Source organism: Lacticaseibacillus sp. 30, assembly GCF_053819265.1.
Genome location: NZ_JBSOQX010000016.1, coordinates 25,142 through 45,775 on the forward strand (window position 1 = coordinate 25,142; position 20,634 = coordinate 45,775).

Annotated in this window: 15 protein-coding genes and 1 other annotated feature; of the genes, 5 read left to right on the forward strand and 10 right to left on the reverse strand. The window is 46.7% G+C overall.

Annotated elements, in window-relative coordinates; genetic code table 11:
- Positions 1-11 precede the first annotated feature (11 nt).
- Both ACWPAB_RS10770 and mprF read right to left on the reverse strand, forming a co-directional pair.
- Positions 12-608, reverse strand: a complete 597-nt coding sequence (locus ACWPAB_RS10770; RefSeq protein ID WP_004469704.1) for a class I SAM-dependent methyltransferase — start codon at positions 606-608, stop codon at positions 12-14.
- A gap of 104 nt (positions 609-712) precedes the next feature.
- Positions 713-3,322 (reverse strand): bifunctional lysylphosphatidylglycerol flippase/synthetase MprF, encoded by a 2,610-nt coding sequence (mprF, locus tag ACWPAB_RS10775; protein WP_003571315.1) that lies wholly within the window; start codon positions 3,320-3,322, stop codon positions 713-715.
- Positions 3,323-3,599: 277 nt separating this feature from the next.
- On the opposite strand from mprF, the gene ACWPAB_RS10780 reads away from it, so the two are divergent.
- Complete coding sequence (locus ACWPAB_RS10780) at positions 3,600-4,013, forward strand: hypothetical protein (RefSeq protein WP_003571317.1); 414 nt, start codon at positions 3,600-3,602, stop codon at positions 4,011-4,013.
- A gap of 149 nt (positions 4,014-4,162) precedes the next feature.
- Positions 4,163-5,095 carry a LacI family DNA-binding transcriptional regulator gene (locus ACWPAB_RS10785; protein WP_016382119.1) on the forward strand — a complete coding sequence of 311 codons (933 nt, stop codon included), beginning with the start codon at positions 4,163-4,165 and terminating at the stop codon, positions 5,093-5,095.
- A 109-nt stretch (positions 5,096-5,204) separates the two neighbouring features.
- On the opposite strand, the gene prtP is transcribed toward ACWPAB_RS10785, so the two are convergent.
- Positions 5,205-10,913: a PII-type proteinase gene (prtP, locus tag ACWPAB_RS10790; protein WP_016382118.1), complete on the reverse strand. Its 5,709-nt coding sequence runs from the start codon at positions 10,911-10,913 to the stop codon at positions 5,205-5,207.
- Between the two features lie 289 nt (positions 10,914-11,202).
- Between prtP and ACWPAB_RS10795 the strand changes: the two genes are divergently transcribed.
- A complete protein-coding gene (locus ACWPAB_RS10795; RefSeq protein WP_003571321.1) occupies positions 11,203-12,102 on the forward strand; it encodes a peptidylprolyl isomerase PrsA in 900 nt (299 codons plus the stop codon).
- Between the two features lie 172 nt (positions 12,103-12,274).
- Here ACWPAB_RS10795 and rplL read toward each other — a convergent pair whose 3' ends face one another.
- The gene (gene rplL, locus ACWPAB_RS10800) at positions 12,275-12,643 is read right to left on the reverse strand and encodes a 50S ribosomal protein L7/L12 (protein WP_003567138.1); all 369 of its coding nucleotides are present in this window, start codon (positions 12,641-12,643) and stop codon (positions 12,275-12,277) included.
- Positions 12,644-12,683: 40 nt separating this feature from the next.
- Positions 12,684-13,190 (reverse strand): 50S ribosomal protein L10, encoded by a 507-nt coding sequence (gene rplJ, locus ACWPAB_RS10805; RefSeq protein ID WP_003567140.1) that lies wholly within the window; start codon positions 13,188-13,190, stop codon positions 12,684-12,686.
- A 34-nt stretch (positions 13,191-13,224) separates the two neighbouring features.
- Positions 13,225-13,345 (reverse strand) — a sequence feature (ribosomal protein L10 leader region).
- Between the two features lie 269 nt (positions 13,346-13,614).
- Here rplJ and ACWPAB_RS10810 point away from each other — a divergent pair.
- Entirely contained in the window at positions 13,615-14,847 is a 1,233-nt protein-coding gene (locus ACWPAB_RS10810) for an MFS transporter (RefSeq protein WP_003567142.1), read from the forward strand.
- Positions 14,848-14,904: 57 nt separating this feature from the next.
- Here the strand turns inward: ACWPAB_RS10810 and ACWPAB_RS10815 are convergent, their stop codons facing one another.
- Both ACWPAB_RS10815 and ACWPAB_RS10820 read right to left on the reverse strand, forming a co-directional pair.
- Positions 14,905-15,738, reverse strand: coding sequence for a hypothetical protein (locus ACWPAB_RS10815; protein WP_016367259.1), 834 nt, complete (start codon positions 15,736-15,738; stop codon positions 14,905-14,907).
- On the reverse strand, positions 15,731-16,261 hold the full coding sequence (locus ACWPAB_RS10820) for a DUF3278 domain-containing protein (RefSeq protein WP_003580718.1): 531 nt from the start codon (positions 16,259-16,261) through the stop codon (positions 15,731-15,733). Before ACWPAB_RS10820 ends, ACWPAB_RS10815 begins: the two co-directional genes overlap by 8 nt.
- A 256-nt stretch (positions 16,262-16,517) precedes the next feature.
- On the opposite strand from ACWPAB_RS10820, the gene ACWPAB_RS10825 reads away from it, so the two are divergent.
- Entirely contained in the window at positions 16,518-17,723 is a 1,206-nt protein-coding gene (locus ACWPAB_RS10825) for an MFS transporter (protein WP_003580720.1), read from the forward strand.
- Positions 17,724-17,794: 71 nt separating this feature from the next.
- On the opposite strand, the gene ACWPAB_RS10830 is transcribed toward ACWPAB_RS10825, so the two are convergent.
- The 3 genes from ACWPAB_RS10830 to rplK form a co-directional block, all read right to left on the reverse strand.
- A complete protein-coding gene (locus ACWPAB_RS10830; protein WP_003591597.1) occupies positions 17,795-19,168 on the reverse strand; it encodes an NAD-dependent succinate-semialdehyde dehydrogenase in 1,374 nt (457 codons plus the stop codon).
- A gap of 187 nt (positions 19,169-19,355) precedes the next feature.
- Positions 19,356-20,045 carry a 50S ribosomal protein L1 gene (gene rplA, locus ACWPAB_RS10835; RefSeq protein WP_003567153.1) on the reverse strand — a complete coding sequence of 230 codons (690 nt, stop codon included), beginning with the start codon at positions 20,043-20,045 and terminating at the stop codon, positions 19,356-19,358.
- A 99-nt stretch (positions 20,046-20,144) separates the two neighbouring features.
- Positions 20,145-20,570 (reverse strand): 50S ribosomal protein L11, encoded by a 426-nt coding sequence (gene rplK, locus ACWPAB_RS10840; RefSeq protein WP_003567155.1) that lies wholly within the window; start codon positions 20,568-20,570, stop codon positions 20,145-20,147.
- Positions 20,571-20,634: the final 64 nt, after the last annotated feature.

The following is a 20,634-nucleotide window of genomic DNA, read 5'->3' on the forward strand; positions in this document are numbered from 1 at the left end:
TATAAAAACACTTATTTTGTCGCTTTAAGAATATAGTACCCGTGTTCCTTTTTTACAATGCTGGCATCTTGATAAATTGTTTTCATCAGTTTCAATGCAGATGGCGCACCTTGTTTCTTTTGAATCACCGCATATAACTGACCATGCGGCAACAAATGCTCGGCAGCGCCGGCAAGAATACCGGAAACGATGGTTTTACCAGCACGAATCGGCGGATTCGTCACAATCACGCCAAATTGGCCATCTATCTGATCATACATGGAACTTTCGACAATCGTGACGTTGCTGATAGCGTTATCCGTTGCATTGCGCTGTGCCAAAGCAAGTGCACGTTCATTCACATCACTCATCGTTACTTGGCGATCAGGAAAGTGCTTCGCCAAAGCAAGACCAATCGGCCCGTAACCCGTTCCAACATCAAGTATCGGTCCCGTTGGCAATTCTTCTGCCAGTAAGGTTGCGATCAAAACCCGACTGCCAAAATCCACCGTGTGTTTCGAAAATACGCCATTATCGCTGGTAAAGCGGAGCGAATGCCCACCTAGCTCAAAGTCAAAGCTGTGCTCATCATGGGCCAAATCAGGATCATTCGTATAATAGTGATTCAATATTGGTGCCTCCTTGTTTTGCGCAGCGCTAAAAATTATCTGCTAGCCCTCAGCCATGAAAAAGGACTGTCAAAGACCATACTCTAATAACACCTAACATCCGGTTATTTGTCAATGCCTTGACCGAGTCGGCTCACCCAGGCTAACCGCTTTGGCCACCACTTGTTCGGCGTTGCAAAAGTGACCTTCTGATTCACGACCATCATGATCTGCAGCAACGTGAATAGCAATGACGTCCGTTTACGATAAGCAACGTACTTCGGTACCCACTCAGTCACATATTTATTTTTATACGAGCGCAATCCTTGGAATCCATAAAACCGATAGCCGTATTCATACACAAGGTGAGCAATCTTTTCTTCAATAAAGGAATAACTAGACGTACCGACATTCGCCAGCGGGGCCATCCCCATGTTGAAATACTTAAAGCCGCGGTCCTTGGCCAATTCAAACAGATGAATAAACACTTCATCCATAATACCAGAAGGCGCATCGGCACTGGAACGCATCAAATCAATGCTAGTAACCTCATTATTACCCGTCGGCATATCGGTCGCAAACGCCACAATCTTGCCATCCGGTGCTCGCACAACCGCAATCGGCGCCTGATTCAGATAATGGCGATCAAAGAACCCCAAGCTGAAACCTTTCTCACTGCGCCCGTCCAACCATGAATCAGACACGGTTTGAAGGTCGTCTAGCAAAGCATCATCAAACGGCGGCTTGAGCAGCTCGACACTGTAGCCTTCACGCTCAAACTTGTGCATAAGCGCCCGCTCACCTTTTCGCTTCGTGCCAGCCAATGTAAAGGTTGTCACATCCACATAACCTTCTTCACCAAACTTCATGAAGTCAAAGCCAAATTCATGCAACTTCATCGTCAGGCTTTCATTAATTTCATAAAAGACTAACGACATATCCTGATCGTCTGCCTGTTTCATAAAGTCAGCAATCGCGGCTGGAATTTGGGTCTCATCTCCAACCGGTTCACCCATGACAATGAGTTTATCGGCCTTCTTTTTAAACAGGAAGAACACGCGATCTTCACCGTCCACTTGATAAAAATGCAGCGATTTATCACGCATCAGTCCCAGATGGCTCACTTCATTCCCGCCAAATTTAGCCACAACCGCCTTCAAACGCGCCTCATCGTAAGGATCGGCCAGCGATTTTGTCGGCGCCGACAAATATCGGAAGATGAGATACACCGTCAGCGCGGCCAGCATGACCCCGATCAAGGTAGTGAAGAACATCCGCTCAGACGGGAAAAGGAAAACATCTGGCACATGCCGGTGATGAATGGCAGGCGCATTATAGAACACAGCAAATGCATAAAAGATAAATGTCAAGCCAAAGACAGCCCCATCAATCAGCTTGTTGCCCCACGACAGCGCCAACCGATCTCTGGTCAATTCACGACGCGTCAAGATAAGCGCAATGACCACCAAAATAAGGAACACGATAAAGCGCAGATGATTATCCTCGCGCAATGACGCCACCATCGCCACAATCAACACAATCACAGTCGGCCAGTAAGCGCGCTTCACGCGGCTGGCAATGCCACGGCCAAAGCCAAGAATTAAGAAAGCCACAATGACATTTGTGACCCGATCAAGGAATAGGAAGGTGTAGGGATAAAGGCGCTGATACAAGGTGTTTTGAAAAGCAAGATCAGGCGCAACACCGCGCAAGAGCAACATAATCCCAGAAAAATACAGGAAAACCACTAGAAAGCCGAATGCTGCTTTGCGAATCAACTGCACTGGTAAGCCTTCAAGGTAAGCATTCAATCGCTTGCCAGCATCTTGCGCAAACAAACCGGCACCAATCAGGAACGGAATGACATAGTAGAAAAGCCGATAGAAAAGCAACCAAACAACGGCGGCACTGCTGTCCAGACCCAACTGGCCGAGTTCAACAATCATTAACACATCAAAAGAACCCAAGCCGCCGGGCACCATTGAAATAACCCCGATGACATTCGCCACCATGAACAACGGCAAGACAGACGATAGCGGAATGGGCGCCTCAAGAAAATAACCAATCAAAAGAAAGAAAGCAGCACAACCGCCCCATTCAAGAAATGATCCCAGCGTCAGGCGCAACTGGCGTTTGAGTGGCATATCGGCAAAAAATTCACTATCACGCACATGGGAGATGATCATGAGCAATGGGAAATAAGCCGCACCGCCCACAAGCCAGACCCAATAGTTAGCAAACTCCGCCCCAATACCAAAAACAAAAATGACGACAATCCCGATCATGGACCAAAGCGACAACCCAGCCAATAAAAACATCGCGATTTTTGAAATCGCAAATAGCACCTGCTTTTGAGACGCTTTTTCATGGTAAAAGTTTGCCCGCAAACTAGCACCCAGTAACCCACCAAAGCCGGCAATATTGGTGAAGGTGTTGACAATCCAGCCTGATTTAATGACATAAGCCGGTTTGTAGTGCCCTGGTAACAATTCAGTAATCACAAAATCATAAGTTAGCATCGGTGTAACGGCGATCAGCCCCACAACTAACAAAATCAAGAGCGAAACAGGGCTTTGCGTGGCGAGGCTCGCCCGCATTTGTTCCCCATTCAAGTCTTGGCTGATCCGGCCAACCTCAAAAATCACAAACACTAGGACTGCTAGCACAAACAGTACTTTAAGTGTGGTGAGATGTTTCTTTAAAAACGATCCGGTTTCTCGGAATAGTTTTTTCATTGCTGCGTCCTCCGTGTCTATATTCCTATTCATTATAGGAAATCTACAAGCCCCTCGCACCCTTTCTGACCTTTTTGTAAGGTGATGTAAGTTTGCGAGATGATTGAAAAAATTTTTTAACTTTTTTAGTTGAAAACGCTTGACCTGAAACGCGTTACAGAAATTACACTCAGTCTAGAGTCAAGAGCGTGAACAGGAGCGCTTAGAAACCACATTTAGGCAATGATCTCAATCAAGTCAACAGTTATTTTCAATCAACTCATAGGAGGTAAACATCATGTTAATGCAAACACATCTTTATCAGGAACTTCCTGTTTATCAGGATACGCAAATTGGCGCCTTGAAGGCCATCGCTCTAAAGTTGACCAATGATTTCAATTTTGATTATCAAGAGGTTCTAAGTTCCTTGTTAGCCAGCGCGGGTGAGCAAACGCAAACCATCAACGATCAGGCAATCTTAACGTATGGTCATGTCACCAGTTTGACAGAACCTGTTGTTATTGGCTTTGATTTTGGCAAGGCTTTACCTTGGGCCGCTGGTCACCAAATCAGTCAGGCGATTGTCTTGTTAGTCCCTGTCGACACAGCTGAGGCAACCATTCAGGATCGGCTTCAGACAATCTCCGCGGCAATTGCACAAGATCAGGATTTGAAAACAATGACCCAAACGGCAACAGCTGCAATCGCTTAGTCATGCTCACAATGAGCTACTGCATTAAGATCAACGTTTATGTCACAAAAGTCGGCATATCAGGGTCTAAAACAAAATGACCACTGACACGTCGGCTTTTTGTACGCTTGGCTTTAACTGCTTGTTATACTGGAACTGGAGGTGCTTTTATGGCGAATATTCATGACATTGCTCGACTATCCGGTTTCTCAACGGCAACGGTTTCGCGCGTCATCAATCAGCAACATTATGTAGCGCCTTCAACCCGCGCAGCGATTCAAGCAGTGATCGATCAACTTGATTACGTACCAAGCACAATGGCACAAAACCTTAGCGCAGGCAAAACGCGGACAATCGGGGTCATCTTGCCGCACACCGATCATCCCTATTTTGAACAGCTTGTGACCGGCATTTTGAATGCAGCAATGGCCGGCAATTATCATGCGGTGATCCTGCCATCTCGCTATGATCAGTCACTCGAACAAGACTATTTAGAAGACTTACGCCGTCATGCATATGATGGCTTGATCTTCACGTCTCATGGTCTTGGCCTGCGCACAATTGCTAAGTATCAAAAATATGGCCCTATTGTGGTTTGCGAAAATCCGGGAAAAATCAAACTCGCCGCCGCTTACGCCGACCGAACACCTGCTTATCAAGAGGCATTCCAGTGGATGGGTAGCCAAGGCTACAGCAAAATCGCCTTGCTGCTAAGTCGGCCCTATGCCCAAAGTGCGACTAGTAAACTTACCATTAACAGCTATGTGGATGTGTTCGGTAAACGTCCTGCTGACGAAATGATTGTCTATCACATGCGAACCTTCGAAGATGGCTATCAAGCTGGTGCGCGGTTAGTCAATGAGCATCCAGACTTTATCCTCGGCAATGGGGACGATATCACGGCCGGTCTTCGCCAGTACTTCGTCGACCATCACCTGCCCATCCCTCCTTTAATGGGTCAAGAGAATCAGCTCTCCAGTCGATTACTGCAAATGAGTACGATCGATCATCATGTTACAGCCATCGGTGCAGCAGCGTTAAAACTGGCCTTGCGCGATGACATTGCTCAGACGGTGATTCAATCCGATTTGATTTTACGGTAAGTATATGACAATAAAAAAGCAGCAACCTGCCATGGCTTCAAAGCCATGATAGGTTGCTGCTTTACTTTTTGTCGATACGCTGCTGCCCTAAACGCAACGCATGGACAGGCTATTCTTCACGTTGTTTCCGTTTCAATCCTAATACCCCCATCAGACTGACCACAATGACACCCAAGAAGCCAAACGCTGGCCGCTCAGTTGTCTCTGCTGTCTTGGGTAATGCTCCCTTACCGGATGTATGTTGACCATTACGATCAGTCGTATCATCCGTGCTCGTTGACGTCGTTGTGGCTGGCTTTGTTGGGATATTACCGCCAGAACTAGGCTGGCTGCCCTCATCGCCTTTGTTCTTACCTGTGTCGCCTGGAGCGGGCGCCGGGGTACCTTGACCGCCGCCTTTGTCGCTAGTACCGCTTGTATCGTCGCCTTTACCAGCTGTCTTGGCCGCTTCAACGGCAGCTGCCACCTTCGTTTTCAGACTTTGCAAAGCTTGTAAATGTGCAAGCTTGTCAGACGCATCAGCACTGGCTTGACCAGACGTCAATGTGTCAGCAATGTCGGCATACCAAGTTTTGCCAGTTGCAGCATCTTTAGCATTGCCAACCTCAGCCGGTGTTGCCGCTTCAATACTCTCCGTAAGTTTTGCTAATACTGCATCAAGTACCTTGGCAAGACTCGCTTGAAGCTGGTCGGCCGTTTGCGTGCCTGCTTGAGCTTGTGCCACTAGATCGTCTAACGCTGCCGTAAATGTTTTGCCAGTGCTTGGATCAGTTTGATTGCCCAAGTCCGTTCCCAGCGCAGCCTTCACAGATTGCAACTGGTTAAGCAGCGAAGTCTTCTTATCTGCAGGTAATTTGGCAGCTAATTGATTGATCGCAGTTTGCAGGTCTCGATTGGCACCAGTAAGTGAATCAACTGAGGCGTCCGTCTGATCAAGCGCCGTTTGTGCCTTCTGCGTTGCTGCTGCTAAAGCAGTCGTTGTGGCATCATCATACTTACCGCTGGCACTTAGCGTTTTGGCGGAAGCAATCAGATTAGTCAGTGCCTGCTTAGCTGTCTGCAATTGTGCAGGATCATCAGTCTTGATATTGGTCACAACATAGTCGACGGCTGGTGATTCATTACCGTATAAATCAGTCGACTTAAACTTGAAGGTGCCATTTGCCGTGACCGTGACACCGGCTGCCGGAACATCCTGATATGTCTTGCCACCATCAGCACTATACTGAACCGTTTCACCCGTTGCGGCAGCGTTTGCCGTCAGAGTCACCGTTTTGGCTGGTTCAGTAGTACTTGGCGTCACAGTTGGTGCTGCCAGTGTTTTCTTTGGTTCGTAGTAAACTGTGATCTTCTTGGTCGTGGTGTTGTTTTCGCTATCTGTAACAGCAACAGTCAGCACGTTTTTGCCTTCAAGCAATTTAACGGGCTGATCAATAGCCATATGACCCGGTTTGCCGCTATTGATGTTGATGTCTGCGTATTGGCTGGCGACATGACTGCCGTTAATTGCCAGACTCAGATATTGTGCATTGTCAGTGGCCGTTCCGGTAATCTGGAAGTTCGGATCGTTGGTATAAACCGGTGCATCTGTCGAGCTGTCCAATGACAATGTTGGCGCCACTGCATCCAAAATGAAGGTCAACGCTTCTTGGAAGGTCTTGTTTTGAGTGGTGTCACCCACAACAACCCCAAACGGTTTTTGTCCAAGAGTACCTAAATCTAAAGTGAAACTGAAAGTCAGATCATCCTTGATTGGAATTTGCTTACCATCAACCTGCAACGTTGTCGTTGGGTGCTTGACCTTACCAGTAATCGTCGCAATCCCGGTCTTAGGGTCATAGAACTTAGCCGAGGTGGCATTGAATTCATTGGCACCAAATGTCACACCTTGATCGAACGTCACAGCATTCTTCAACACATCAGGATCATAAGACGAGGTAATCTTCTTTTGTTCCGTCGTGGTGTTGCCGTCTTCGTCGGTGGCGGTCACCTTGATGGTATTGTCACCATAATTAACCGGTACATCAACACTAAAGTGATGTTGTGCATCAAGTGCTGCTACGGTGTCGCCAACATTAACTGTCTTGGTGTCAGCACTAACCGTCCCTGTAACCTTGATGGTCGCTTCGGAGGTCTGATCCGAGCCATTGTTGAATTTCAAATCAGTAAAGGTTGGCGCCGTCAGCCGAACTTTGGTGTCAAAATGTTTAAGCAACTGGGTGTGCGCCTTATCGGCATATAGATCCACTTGCGCGGCGTAATCAGCATTCGTGACCGCCATTGAGGCAGTGAAACTGTTAGTCGCAGCATCGTAGGTTGTGTTCAAATCATGTTTCTTTCCTTGTGCATCAGTGTAAGTACCGTCAACCGCTGCTGGATACGTTCCACTAAACGTATACGTCCCGCCACCTTGAGCATTGGCTTCGTAGCCAGTTGTGGTACTTGAGATCTTGTCTGGGATACCGCCGCCGTTCACAATTAAATCAAACGATGTAGACCCCGGCTTCTGAACGCTGGCATCTTGATCAGTGGCATTGGATGCATTATCAGTCAAGTACAGCTCAGCCGAATTGTCGCCATTGCCAAGTGCTTGGGCCTGTTCATCAGATAATGGCGTTTCAATTTTGGTGTACCCATCAGCCGTTGTCCCAGCATCGGTAAAGGTAGCATCAAGATTCGTCACTTCATTAATTGCAGTTTTAACGCTCTTGGTGGCATCAAGACCACTCAAATCATCCTTGGCTTCAGCTGTCAAATAATACTGGGTTTTCCCATTTTCCGTTTTGGCTGACAAAGCGACATGACGAACTGTCGGCGCCTTAGAGTCGAGCTTGAAAGGCACATCAAACACTTGACGTTTGTCGCCGCCTTCCGGTACACCGGAAATACGATAAGTATAACTGCCATCATCAGCCGTCTTGATGTTGCCATCACGTTGATCATAATAGGTGCCATCCCACGCTGGAGCATTGTAGTAGATGTACTGCTGCGAATGGGCATCATAATAGGTCTTCGTCTGATTGGTGGAACTGCTGAGAGTCGTAACTTTATTGCCCTGACCATCAAGAATATCAACTTGGACGTTGCTGATATTGCGCAATAGATAATACTGCATGCTGATGTCATTGTATAAGGCATTCTTGTCACTCGAAAAAGCAATCGCCTGATCGTCAACTGTCTGGTTGCCATCAGCGTCTGTGACCATCCCGCCATAATATTGATTGCCTGTATTTTTGTTCGTCAATAGTGGCACGGTGCCATAATTACCACCAGCAGGACTATAAGTGATCCCATTGAGACTATCGACAATCTTACCGTCATTCCAGTCACCAAAGAAGCCCATGTATGGCAAGTTCAAGCGCGACCCATCGCTACCCTTAAAGTTCAGAAAACCTTCAACAAATTGCTGTTGGTCAAAAGACTTCGGCAAAGATAGTGTGAATTCAATCTGCGCCGTTTTCCCAGCAGGCACAGTTATGTCACTGCCGGCTTTAATGGCTGCTCCATCAATCTTCTTGTCATACAAAACCCCAGAATTAGGGTCAGTCGCTGATGTATAAACGGCATTAGTATCCGTATTACTGTCCATTTGATAGGTTAGTTCATGGGTCGTGCGGTTCGTGAAGGTCAGTTTAAAGGTCTTGTCCGTACTCGTGAAGTCTTTCAATTCAACTGCCGGGTAGCCGTTTTCGGCGACAACCGTTGACGGATTCTTTTCTAATGCATCAATGGCTGCCTTCACATCAACAAGACCGGCACCTTGCCGCCGCGGCGATACGATAACATTGTTGTAGTTAATATCGTTGATTGGCTGGGCAGTATTCATCTCAACTGTCTTAAGAAAATCGGTGAGCGCTGTCCCTTTAAGTTGTTTGTAGTCAGCATAAAATGGGTTGTTTTTGTTATTCAATGCTTGTTTCAACAATGCTTGTGAACCGGCAATAAATGGCGAGGCCATTGACGTACCAGACATATTTGTGTAGCCATTGTTGTTTTGCGTTGACCAGATGTTGCCGCCTGGTGCAGTAATATCTGGTTTGAAGGAAAGATTGGAAACTGGCCCATAGGATGTGAAGTCAGACATCTTGTCTTCAGTATATTTCTGATTTGGTAACAGCGTCAGGGCAATCTTGACACCGAGACTATCATCCGGGTGTGCTGTGACCCAGTCAACCAGCTTTTGACCGGTTACACTGGAGAGCCCAAATGTTGGGAAGGTGGTGGTTAACGCAATAGAAGTCAACGGTGTTGCTGTGCCATCGTTGTTGACAATGATCAAGCCAGCAGCACCAGCGGCTTGGGCGTATTTTTGTTTGTCAGCAAAGGTAAGTTCGCCACGTTTAACGATGGCAATTTTGCCTTTAGCGTCAGCAGTATAGTCGGCTGCTGCCCCTTTGCTGAGGTTGCCACTAGCATCTTTAACAACATAAAACTTCTTTTGGTCAAAGCTACCAGTGAAATCGTTGCTTGAAAGCTGAATGGTTTCCGGTCCAAGCTGTAAACCTGTACCATCTGTAATGGTAACTGCCTGACTGATGACATCCGTGTTCTCAGCGGAAGCAACTGTGGTCGCTCCTCGTGATGTCCCTGGCGTTCCCACCATTTCATTGTCTTGCAAACCGTAATAATCTTTGTTGACACCTTCAGTTGCTGAACCGGATGTTCCTGAGTTCCCAGCAGAAATGACGGCGGCTGTTCCTGATTCGTTAGCATTTTGCACCGCAGCAATTTCTGGATCCTCCAAGGTTTGGTTGCCTGAATCAGATCCTAAGGACATATTGAGGACATCGGCACCGATTTTTGCCGAGTCTTCAATGGCAGAAACCAAGGTAGCTGACCCGGTTGTTGCAGAAGTGTCAGAGTTGGTGAAGACTTTCATTGCCAGTAGCTGTGCTTCTGGCGCAACTCCGACAACGGATTTGGTTGGATCATCACCTGTCCCGTTAGCACCGATGATCCCAGCAACATGCATGCCGTGTTGTTCGTCAACCGTATCATCTGTAATGGTGTCGTTATTATCAGCGTAATTAAACCCATATGGCACTTTTGAAGTAAAATAGCGGCCATGCTTGGCGGTATCAGTGAATTTTTCAACATCAGATTTGGTTAGTTTGACGTCTTTATCATCGCTTAGCCGCATGTCTTTATGTGTTGGGTCAATGCCAGTGTCAATAACCGAGACAACTGTGCCTTCACCTTTATATTTGTAATTGGACCATACGGCTTGCACATTCGCCATCGAGTTGGCCTTAGCATCAGTCGGATAATAAACTTTCGCCAATGTGACTGTTTTAACTCCGGCAATTTGTTTCAGTTTAGGGATATCAACAACCCTAACTTTAGTTGAAAAGCCGTTAACGACATAGCCATAACTTTCACCGGCAGTTTGTTGGGTGACTTGTTCAACAGCCGCCTTAACGCTTGCCTGAGCCGCGATCACTTTATTGGTCTCCTGCTGAATCTCCGCCGTGCTGGAGTAATCAGTTCTTAAAGTGCCGTTTTCAGAGGCAGGCGCTGCGCTCATTTGAACTATGACGTCAACATAAATATCTTGCTGCTGAACTTTATTCAGCTTATTGTAATCAATACCTTTAGCCGCCAACTGTGTAGCAATCGCTTGATTCGTTGTCGCTGCGGTTGTGTCAGTGGCCGCTTGCTTAGCAGTCGCGGCCTTAACCGTATTTGCGAGTGATGATCCCTTAGTTTGCTGCGAGATAGCCGCCTTTGCTTGGATTTCGCCGACTGGCAAGACAGCCAGCGCCCCTAAAGCGACTGTACCGGCTAACAAGATCGATAGCCCTTTCTTTTTCCTTTGCATCCAATACCCTCCACTTCCCAAAAGTTTCAGAACCAAATCAAACCCTACGCTTGATGTAGTTAAGATTATATACTCTCGAAGAACAGATTCAACGAAAATTTTAATCTTTTATTAATTTTCCTATCTGTAAATTAGCTTTTAGCGTTATTATTTAGCCGTTTACAGACTATAGATGTTTTGAAATTTTTAGTATTATTAGAAAATGAGTATTTGCATTGAAATTCTCAATTGCCAACGCTAGAATAAATACACAACGTTTACTGTAAGCATTTCAGAGGAGACCGAGTCGATGAAGAAAAAAATGCGCCTTAAAGTATTATTGGCAAGTACCGCAACTGCTTTTCTGCTGCTAAGCGGTTGTCAGTCAAATCAGGCCGACCAAACAGTTGCGACCTATTCAGGTGGCAAGGTGACTGAAAGTAGCTTTTACAAGGAACTCAAACAGTCACCAACGACAAAGACCATGCTTGCTAACATGCTCATTTATCGTGCATTGAATCATGCCTATGGAAAATCGGTTAGCACTAAAACAGTTAATGACGCCTATGATAGCTACAAACAACAATACGGCGAAAATTTCGATGCTTTCTTAAGTCAAAACGGTTTCAGTCGCAGTAGCTTCAAGGAAAGCCTACGAACCAACTTTTTAAGTGAAGTTGCACTGAAAAAGTTAAAAAAGGTTTCTGAAAGCCAGCTCAAGGCCGCTTGGAAGACCTATCAGCCCAAAGTGACTGTCCAACATATTCTAACTAGCGACGAGGACACTGCTAAGCAAGTTATCAGTGATTTAGCAGCTGGCAAGGATTTTGCCACGCTTGCGAAAACTGATTCCATTGATACTGCGACTAAAGATAACGGCGGGAAGATTAGTTTTGAATCAAACAATAAAACGCTCGATGCCACATTTAAGGATGCTGCCTACAAATTAAAAAATGGTGACTACACGCAGACCCCAGTCAAAGTGACAGACGGGTATGAAGTTATTAAAATGATTAACCATCCCGCCAAAGGCACCTTTACTAGCAGTAAAAAGGCGCTAACTGCCAGCGTTTACGCTAAATGGTCTCGCGATTCAAGCATCATGCAACGCGTTATCAGTCAGGTATTGAAGAACCAGCATGTGACGATTAAAGACAAGGATCTTGCGGATGCGCTAGATAATTATAAGAAGCTTGCGACAACGAATTAAGGCTTAACCGAGTAAGATGAAATAACAGCCAGTTCTTTTAGAAATTGGATATCAACGCCCCGAAAGTCATAGCAACATGACTTTCGGGCGTTTTATGTATAAAAAAAGCATCTCGCCTTTCGCGGTATCACCACGATTGAGCGAGATGCTTTTATTTGAAGATGGGGCTAGGTTATTTGAGGGTAACCGTTGCGCCAACGCCTTCAAGTTGTTCCTTAAGCTTGTTAGCGTCGTCTTCGGAAAGGCCTTCCTTGATAACCTTAGGTGCGGCGTCAACCATACCCTTAGCATCCTTCAAGCCAAGACCAGTGATTTCACGAACAGCCTTGATAACCTTAACTTTTTCTTGGCCAGCTTCGGTCAATTCAACGTCGTAGGTATCCTTAGCAGCTGCAGCGTCTGCACCAGCAGCGGCGCCAGCAGCAACAGGGGCAGCTGCCTTAACACCGAATTCATCTTCGATCGACTTAACTAAGTCGTTCAGTTCCAAAATGGAAGCATCTTTAAGTTGTGCAATGATGCCATCTACATCTAAAGCCATGTTTGTTTCCTCCGTTTATTAGGTAGTTTGTAACGTATCATTATGCAGCAGGTTCTTCGTCTTTGGCTTCTGCAACGGCCTTGACAACCAATGCAAAATCGCGGACAGGTGCCTGCAGAACAGAAGCAAGTTGCGACAACAGACCTTCGCGATCTGGCATTTTGGACATTTCCATAATGGTATCCAAAGAAGCAACCTTGTTTTCGATGATGCCGCCCTTAATCTTCAAAGCATCAAATTGGTCAGCATACTTGGCCATGATGCGAGCTGGGGCAACAGGATCGTCATTGGAGAAGGCAACGGCTGTAGGGCCCTTGAAAACATCGTCCAATGCTTCATAACCGTTAGCGTCAGCGGCACGACGCAGGTAAGTGTTCTTCAGGACTTCCATCTTAACACCGGCCTCACGCAATTCCTTACGCAGTGCGGTTACTTGTTCAACCGTTAAGCCCAGATAGTCGACAACGACAGCACTGGTAGCACTCTTGAATTGTTCAGAAATGCTTTTAACGATTTCAGCTTTTTTTGCGATAGCTTGTTCACTCATGTTTTTTTCACCTCCATTAGTTTGGTTGAAGTTTTTAAATATAAAAAAACTCCATGTCTACCAAGACATAGAGGTATCTAGTGTTTCCGATACCACCTCGGCAGGATAATTAAGGCTTACGCCCCCTGAGTCTTAGGCAGAGTGAATGATCACAAAGAGTAGAATACCATGGTCACCGACCTGTGTCAAAATGTTTTGAGAAAAAGAAACTTTGCAGGCCGGCCAATCCCATGCAAGGTCTTAAACGCTCGCAAAACAGGGCGTGGTTTTTTAGATAACAGACGCCATTGTAGATTGCACTTTGTTATTCGTCCAAATTTGTTATCCATTTCTGACTAATAGGCTCCTTGCTATCGAATTGTAAGCCCCCTCTGATTGAGGTATATTAATTAGGTAACTATTTTCTGAAAGGAAGTTGGCGCTCTTGCCAAGTAAACTTAAAAGCCTCGAGCCATGGCAGCAAAATCTGGCTGTGTTATGGCTCGGAACCTTCATTGCCGGCATGGGCTTCAGTGAAGTTTCGCCATTTATTTCATTATATGTTGATCAACTTGGCGATTTTACCAAGGGGCAACTGAGTATTTACTCAGGGATCACGTTTGGGGTCACCTTCATGGTCGTTGCGATCGTGAGTCCGCTCTGGGGCCGACTCGCTGATCGCCGCGGTCGAAAATTGATGTTGCTGCGTTCCAGTTTCGGAATGGCCATCATCATCGGAGCGTGTGGCTTTGTCCACAATGTCTACGCCTTAATTGCCTTACGTTTTCTGCAAGGGCTGGCAGCAGGTTACATTCCAAACGCCAGTGCCTTGATTGCAACCGAAACACCAAAGGCAAAAAGCGGCACTGCGATTGGGATTCTCACAACCGGCTACGTTTCCGGTAACTTGATCGGTCCAATTCTCGGCGGCTTTCTTGCCCAGACCTTTTCAATCCGGCTGACTTTCATCATCACCGGCGTTTTGCTGCTGATTGTGTTTGTCTTGAGCCTAACGATGGTCCATGAGCATTACACACCGGATCCACGCTTGCTCAACAAGGAAAAACGCCCGAGTTTATTGTCTCAAGTCAATAATCCAAAAGCTATCATGGTGCTATTAGTCTCCACCGCGGTGATTCAGCTAGGTAATATGTCCATTTATCCAATTATCAGCCTTTATGTCAAAGAGTTGATGCACAATGTTGGTCCAATTACCGTTGTTGCAGGCGTCATTGCAGCTTTGCCAGGGATTTCCAACCTCATCGCGGCACCGCGCCTAGGTCAGCTTGGAGATCGCATCGGCTCAGGCAAGATTCTGGTCAGTGGCTTGATTTTCGCGGTCATTATGTACATTCCTCAAGGCATTGTCGGCAGCATTTGGGCGCTCGGTTTCTTGCGTCTCATGATCGGCGTTTCGGATGGCGCGCTGTTTCCAACAATTCAAACGCTTCTGTCTAAGTTGACACCGGTGAGCTATACCGGCACCGTCTTCAGTTGGAATCAAAGTGCCCAAGCCTTTGGTTCCATGGCTGGCTCGCTAGCTGGCGGCTTCATCTCAAATATTTTTAATTATAATGGTGTTTTTATTTTCACAGCCCTCTGTTTAGCGCTTAACCTAGTGATGGTGCTCGTCTTTATTCCACACATCTGGTCAAGCCGACCAAAACAACAAGCATAACGCATCAAAAAAACCGATCTGCCCACGCAGATCGGTTTTTTTATTGTCTAAATTAAATCACTGCATCCGCGTAGCATCAAGCAATAGCTGCCAACTGATCAATGGTTTTGGGTCTGGGAGAGCTAACTGTTGATACACAGTCCACGCATGAATATCTGTATCATCAAATTCACCATTCACCACTGAATAGCGCGCCTGAACTTGAAACAATGCCGTTTGCAATAAGCGACGAATGTCAGCAAACTGTTGGCCGCCTAACCATGCACTGGTTAATGCTCCCGGTTCATCTTCAAACCAAAAGACATATGCCTGCACTTGCTGGTTTTCGACTAAGAAACTTGGTTGAGTGTCCTCAGCTTCAGCCAATTGTTGTTCAAAGGTTGCATGGTTAAAGGTCACCGGATTATCTGCATGAGCAGCAACATAGTTTGCAAAACTCATTTGCACTACGTCATGCCACTGTGCCGACGTCAACTGGGACCGTGACCGAACATCGGCCTCTGGGGTAGCGACAACTTTCCGATAGTCACTCATTGCCGTACGACGAAAGGCCCTGAAATGCTTCGCCTGCAGTTGCGTGATAACTGCTGATTGGGCAGCATAACTGCTGTACTGCAGCCGATCATGATGATCGGCCAATTGCCGCAAATCTTCAAGTAATTGCGGCAACCACGCAACATCACCCACCACATCAAAATACAGCGCATTGGCATGAAATGAATTCTCCCATACTGCTGCAGCAAACGTCACAGCACCGCTTTGCGGATATCTTAGTAAAATCGCATGACGATTAGCAAAATGTTGCTGTGTGAATGCATCCGCTGATGCCAAGAAAGGTTGAAGCATCGTCAGTGTCACCTTCTGACCAGTAAGCGCTTTGCCCTCACGCATCCTTCTTGGAGCCCTTCTTGTCTTGCCATGTGCCATGCAGTCGGGTTAACGAATAAGCATAACGACTGGCACCGTAGACGATCGGGAAAATGAATCCGATCCATAAATGATTGGCAAAATAATATTGCGGTAATGGATTCATATCCATGGCCGCTTCGTAAGCCATCTCAAAAGCAAAAATAAACACGCCCATTAACACCGCTGAGAGCACACCACGCACCACCGCCAGCCATTCATACCGGCGATATTCCTCCGGCGTATCTGCTTCAATCACATGCAGTCGATAATGCCGCAGCGTGATTTCATTCATCAGGTTAATCACGATCGTCACAATTAACAAAATCCATGTCCCGGCACTAACCATTTTAAGACTATTAGCGTCAATAAAAATAGCGATTATCGTTGCAATCAGCAACATCAATTCAGCGGTCAGCATATTGCGCCCCATGATAGCGTCATAGGTGCGTTGTTTAAATCGATCTTTGAGTGAAATGCCATAATACCATTCTGTGATTTTCTTCATAGGAACCCTCTTCTATTTATTAATTAAACAATGTTCCAATCTTAACACGGATCGCCAATGCCTTTTTCATGAATCACGCGCCTTTAAAAAATTTTTCCGTGACAATAAACTACGATTCATCAAGGAAAAATCTCTGTGTCTGTTCCAGTTGTCAAAATATTGAAATTTTCATTGACATCACGGTTTGTTTTTGGTGAAATAGTAAACAAGCCTAGGGTGTCAAGACACCCTAGGCTTCATTAAAGGAGGAGCGAAAATGTCAAAAAAACCGTCCGGCCATACGCGGCTGATCGTTGGCATCGGCGTTGCATGGCTGTTTGATGCCATGGATGTTGGCATGTTAAGTTTCGTCATTGCGGCCTTACATAGCGAATGGCAATTAAGTACGGTGCAAATGGGCTGGATTGGCAGTGTCAGTTCAATCGGGATGGCCGTTGGTGCCATTTTGTTCGGGATGATGGCGGACCGTTTTGGCCGTAAAGCGATCTTGATTCTTACTTTGCTAGTTTTTTCAATTGGCAGCGGCATTTCTGCCTTCGCCACAAGTTACGGCATTTTTCTTGGTTTGCGATTCATCATCGGTGCAGGCCTCGGTGGCGAGCTGCCAGTGGCATCAACCTTGGTTTCAGAAAGTGTGCCAGTTGAAAAACGTGGTCGTAGTGTTGTCCTGTTGGAAAGTTTCTGGGCTGCCGGTTGGCTGTTAGCAGCCATTATTTCTTACTTCATTATGCCAATCTGGGGCTGGCGCGTTGCCGTCTTTGCCACTGGTTTAGCCGGACTCTATGCGTTTTATTTTCGTGAAGGCATCAACGAATCGCATGTCTTTAAAAAAGTGGCGCGGCCCGGCTTGCTCAAAACCCTCAGAACCCTTTGGCGCCCGCCTTATGTTCGCGCAACCTTGATGCTGTGGATCGTCTGGTTCATGGTAGTCTTCTCTTACTATGGCATGTTTCTTTGGCTGCCAAGTGTCATGGTACTCAAAGGATTTAGTCTAATTAATAGTTTTGGTTACGTCTTAATCATGACGCTTGCGCAGTTGCCTGGCTATTTCGTCGCTGCTTGGTTAATTGAAAAATGGGGACGGAAAATGGTGCTGAGTCTGTTTCTGCTAGGCACAGCCGCCAGCGCATTAGGCTTTGGCCTAGCCACCGGTTTGCCAATGCTACTGACTGCCGGCATGTTGCTCTCCTTCTTCAATCTCGGAGCTTGGGGCGCGTTATACGCGTATTCTCCTGAACAATACCCAACTGTTGTCCGCAGCAGTGGTTCCGGTATGGCCGCCGGTATCGGCCGCATCGGTGGTGTGGTTGGACCGTTGTTGGTCGGTCATCTTTTGGGATCACACTGGTCAGTTGGCGGCATCTTTAGCATTTTCACCGCCGCCATCCTCATAGCAGTCCTAGCAATTGTCTTCCTCGGCCAAGAAACCATGGGCGTGAAACTTGCCGACACGCTTGAATAGTCTCAACAGACAACAAAAAAGCCTTGTAATTTGCAGGAATTCCCGCAGACTGCAAGGCTTTTTTACTGAAGTTAACGCCGTAATGCGCGAGTAACCGTTTGTTCATTAACAAACGTGAATAACCCGAGATCGCCAAGTTCACGTCCATAGCCGGAGTTCTTCACACCGCCGAATGGCAATTCAGCATTATAGTTTTGGCTTTGATTGGCACCAACCATGCCGGTTTCAATCCGAGCTGCGACTTCTGCAGCGTGATTAGTGTCACCCGCAAAGACTGCGCCACCCAAGCCATAAGGCACATCATTGGCCAGTTCAACCGCTTCATCTTCACTGTGAACCTTGTAAACGCAGGCAACTGGTCCAAACAATTCGGTACGATAAGCCGGATTGTCCTGATCAATGTCAGTCAAAATAGTTGGCTGGAAGAAAGCGCCTGGCAAATCAACCGGGGTATTGCCATAAACCACTTTAGCACCGTGAGCAATAGCTTCGTCAACTTGCTTCTGCAACTTGTCCTTCGCCTTTTGGCTGGTCATCGGGCCAACATTAACTGTGGGATCACTCGGATCGCCAATTTTAAGATTCTCAAAGCCTTTCTTCAAACCGGCCACAAAATCATCGTAATATTTATCTAGAACAATGAACCGTTTCGAACTGGTGCAGACTTGGCCGCAATTCATTAACCGCGTCTTGATAGCTTCAGGAATCACAGTATCAAGATCGGCCCCATCAAGTACCAAGAAGGCATCCATTCCGCCAAGTTCCAGCAACGACTTCTTCAGATATTTGCCAGCAAGTGCTGCCACTTGCGAACCTGCTCGCTCTGAACCAGTCAGGCAGACCCCAGCAACCCGTGGATCTTTAATGAATGTTTCACTATCCGCATGGCCAATCAGGGCAATTTGGAAGGCGCCTTTATCAGCACCGCCACCCAGTACAGCCTTTTCAAATTCAAGCCCACTAGCTGGCACATTGCTCGATGGTTTGATGATGACTGCATTACCAACCATAAAGTTCGGTGCAAACACGCGCATCAATTGATAATAAGGGAAATTCCATGGTTCAACCCCAAAAACAATCCCGCTTGCAAGATGGTTAATCACAACAGCACCAGCAGTACTATTGATCGGTTGCGGCTGCAACAAAGCCGGCGCCCGATCAGCATACATGTCCGCAATCTCAGCACAGAGTTCCACTTCAAAAAGTGCTTCTTCCGTGCGCTTACCCATTTCTCGCGTAATAATCGCTGCCATTTCGTCAGCGTTATTGCGGAAATAGGCAGCAACTGCATGTAATGTTGCTGCACGCGTTGCTGGATTGACGTTCCGCTCCTGCTTGTAAAAAGCGTGCCCAGTTGCCAACATCTCGCTAATTTGCGTCGGTGTGGTATTTGAGTATGTTTTTTCTAAGGTATTCGTGTTCGGATCAATGGTCTGATAAGCCATAATTGAAAACGCTCCCTTCATATACTTACTTAATCATAGCTTATTCACGCCTCATATGCCAACTTTAGCAAATTAATTTACTGGCTTTTAATAACGTCCACGCAGCAATTGGTCTATATCTTTTGATACATCGGATCAAAAAAAGACCCGCAGCGAGTGCGGATCTTCATGTCGTGCTAGATTCAGATTAGAAGTCTGAAGGGTTAACCTTGATGCCGGGTGCCATGGTAGCAGTCAGCGCCAAGCTCTTGATGTAAATCCCCTTCGTGCTTGCTGGACGAGCTTTCAAGACAATATCATTCATTGCTTTGAAGTTCTCAAGCAGCTTGTCAGCATCGAAGCTCTTCTTACCGATTGGGGCATGGATGATACCAGCCTTGTCAACACGGTAAGCAACCTGCCCAGCCTTGATGTCCTTAACTGCTTTAGCAGTGTCCATCGTAACTGTGCCAGTCTTAGGGTTTGGCATTAAGCCTTTTGGTCCAAGGACACGGCCTAAACGACCAACTTGAGCCATCATTGGCGGTGTTGCAACGGCAACGTCAAAGTCCAACCAGCCGTCTTGGATCTTCTGAACTAAGTCTTCAGCACCAACGATGTCAGCGCCTGCGTCTTCAGCAGCCTTGGCTTGGTCGCCTTGTGCAAAAACGATCACCTTAGCAGTTTTACCAGTTCCGTTTGGCAGCACAACGGCGCCACGAATCTGCTGATCAGCCTGCTTTGGATCAACGTTCAAGCGATAAGCAACTTCAACGGTTTCATCGAACTTAGCAAAGTCGATTTTCTTAAGCAAGTCCACCGCTTCTTCAGGGGTGTACTGCTTGGTCGGGTCAACGGCCTTAGCAGCCTCTAAATACTTTTTACCTTTTTTAGCCATTCTGGGTTTTCCTCCTTGCAAATGTGGTCACTGGGAGATAAGTTTTTCTCCCTTCCACCTGATTCGCTCAGCTTTCACTGAGAATCCGAACAGTGCGTCTTAGCCTTCGACTTCGAAGCCCATGGAACGAGCTGTTCCTTCAACCATGCGCATAGCCGCTTCAACATCGGCAGCGTTAAGGTCTTGCATCTTTGTTTCGGCGATTTCCTTGACCTGATCCTTGGTTACCTTAGCAACCTTTTTGGTGTTTGGTTCGCCGGAACCGTGTTCAACACCAGCAGCCTTCTTCAAAAGAACAGCAGCCGGTGGGGTCTTGGTGACGAAATCGAATGAACGATCTTCGTACACAGTGATCACAACTGGGATAATCATGCCGGCCTGGTCAGCCGTACGTGCATTGAAATCCTTAGTGAACCCCATAATATTGATACCGGCTTGCCCAAGAGCAGGGCCAACCGGAGGAGCTGGGGTTGCTTTCCCAGCAGGAATTTGGAGTTTGACAATGTTTGCTACTTTTTTAGCCACGAGACATACCTCCTTAAGTCCGTGATGTGGTTATGATGGCCAGAAGTTTTGGCCTCCCACGCGT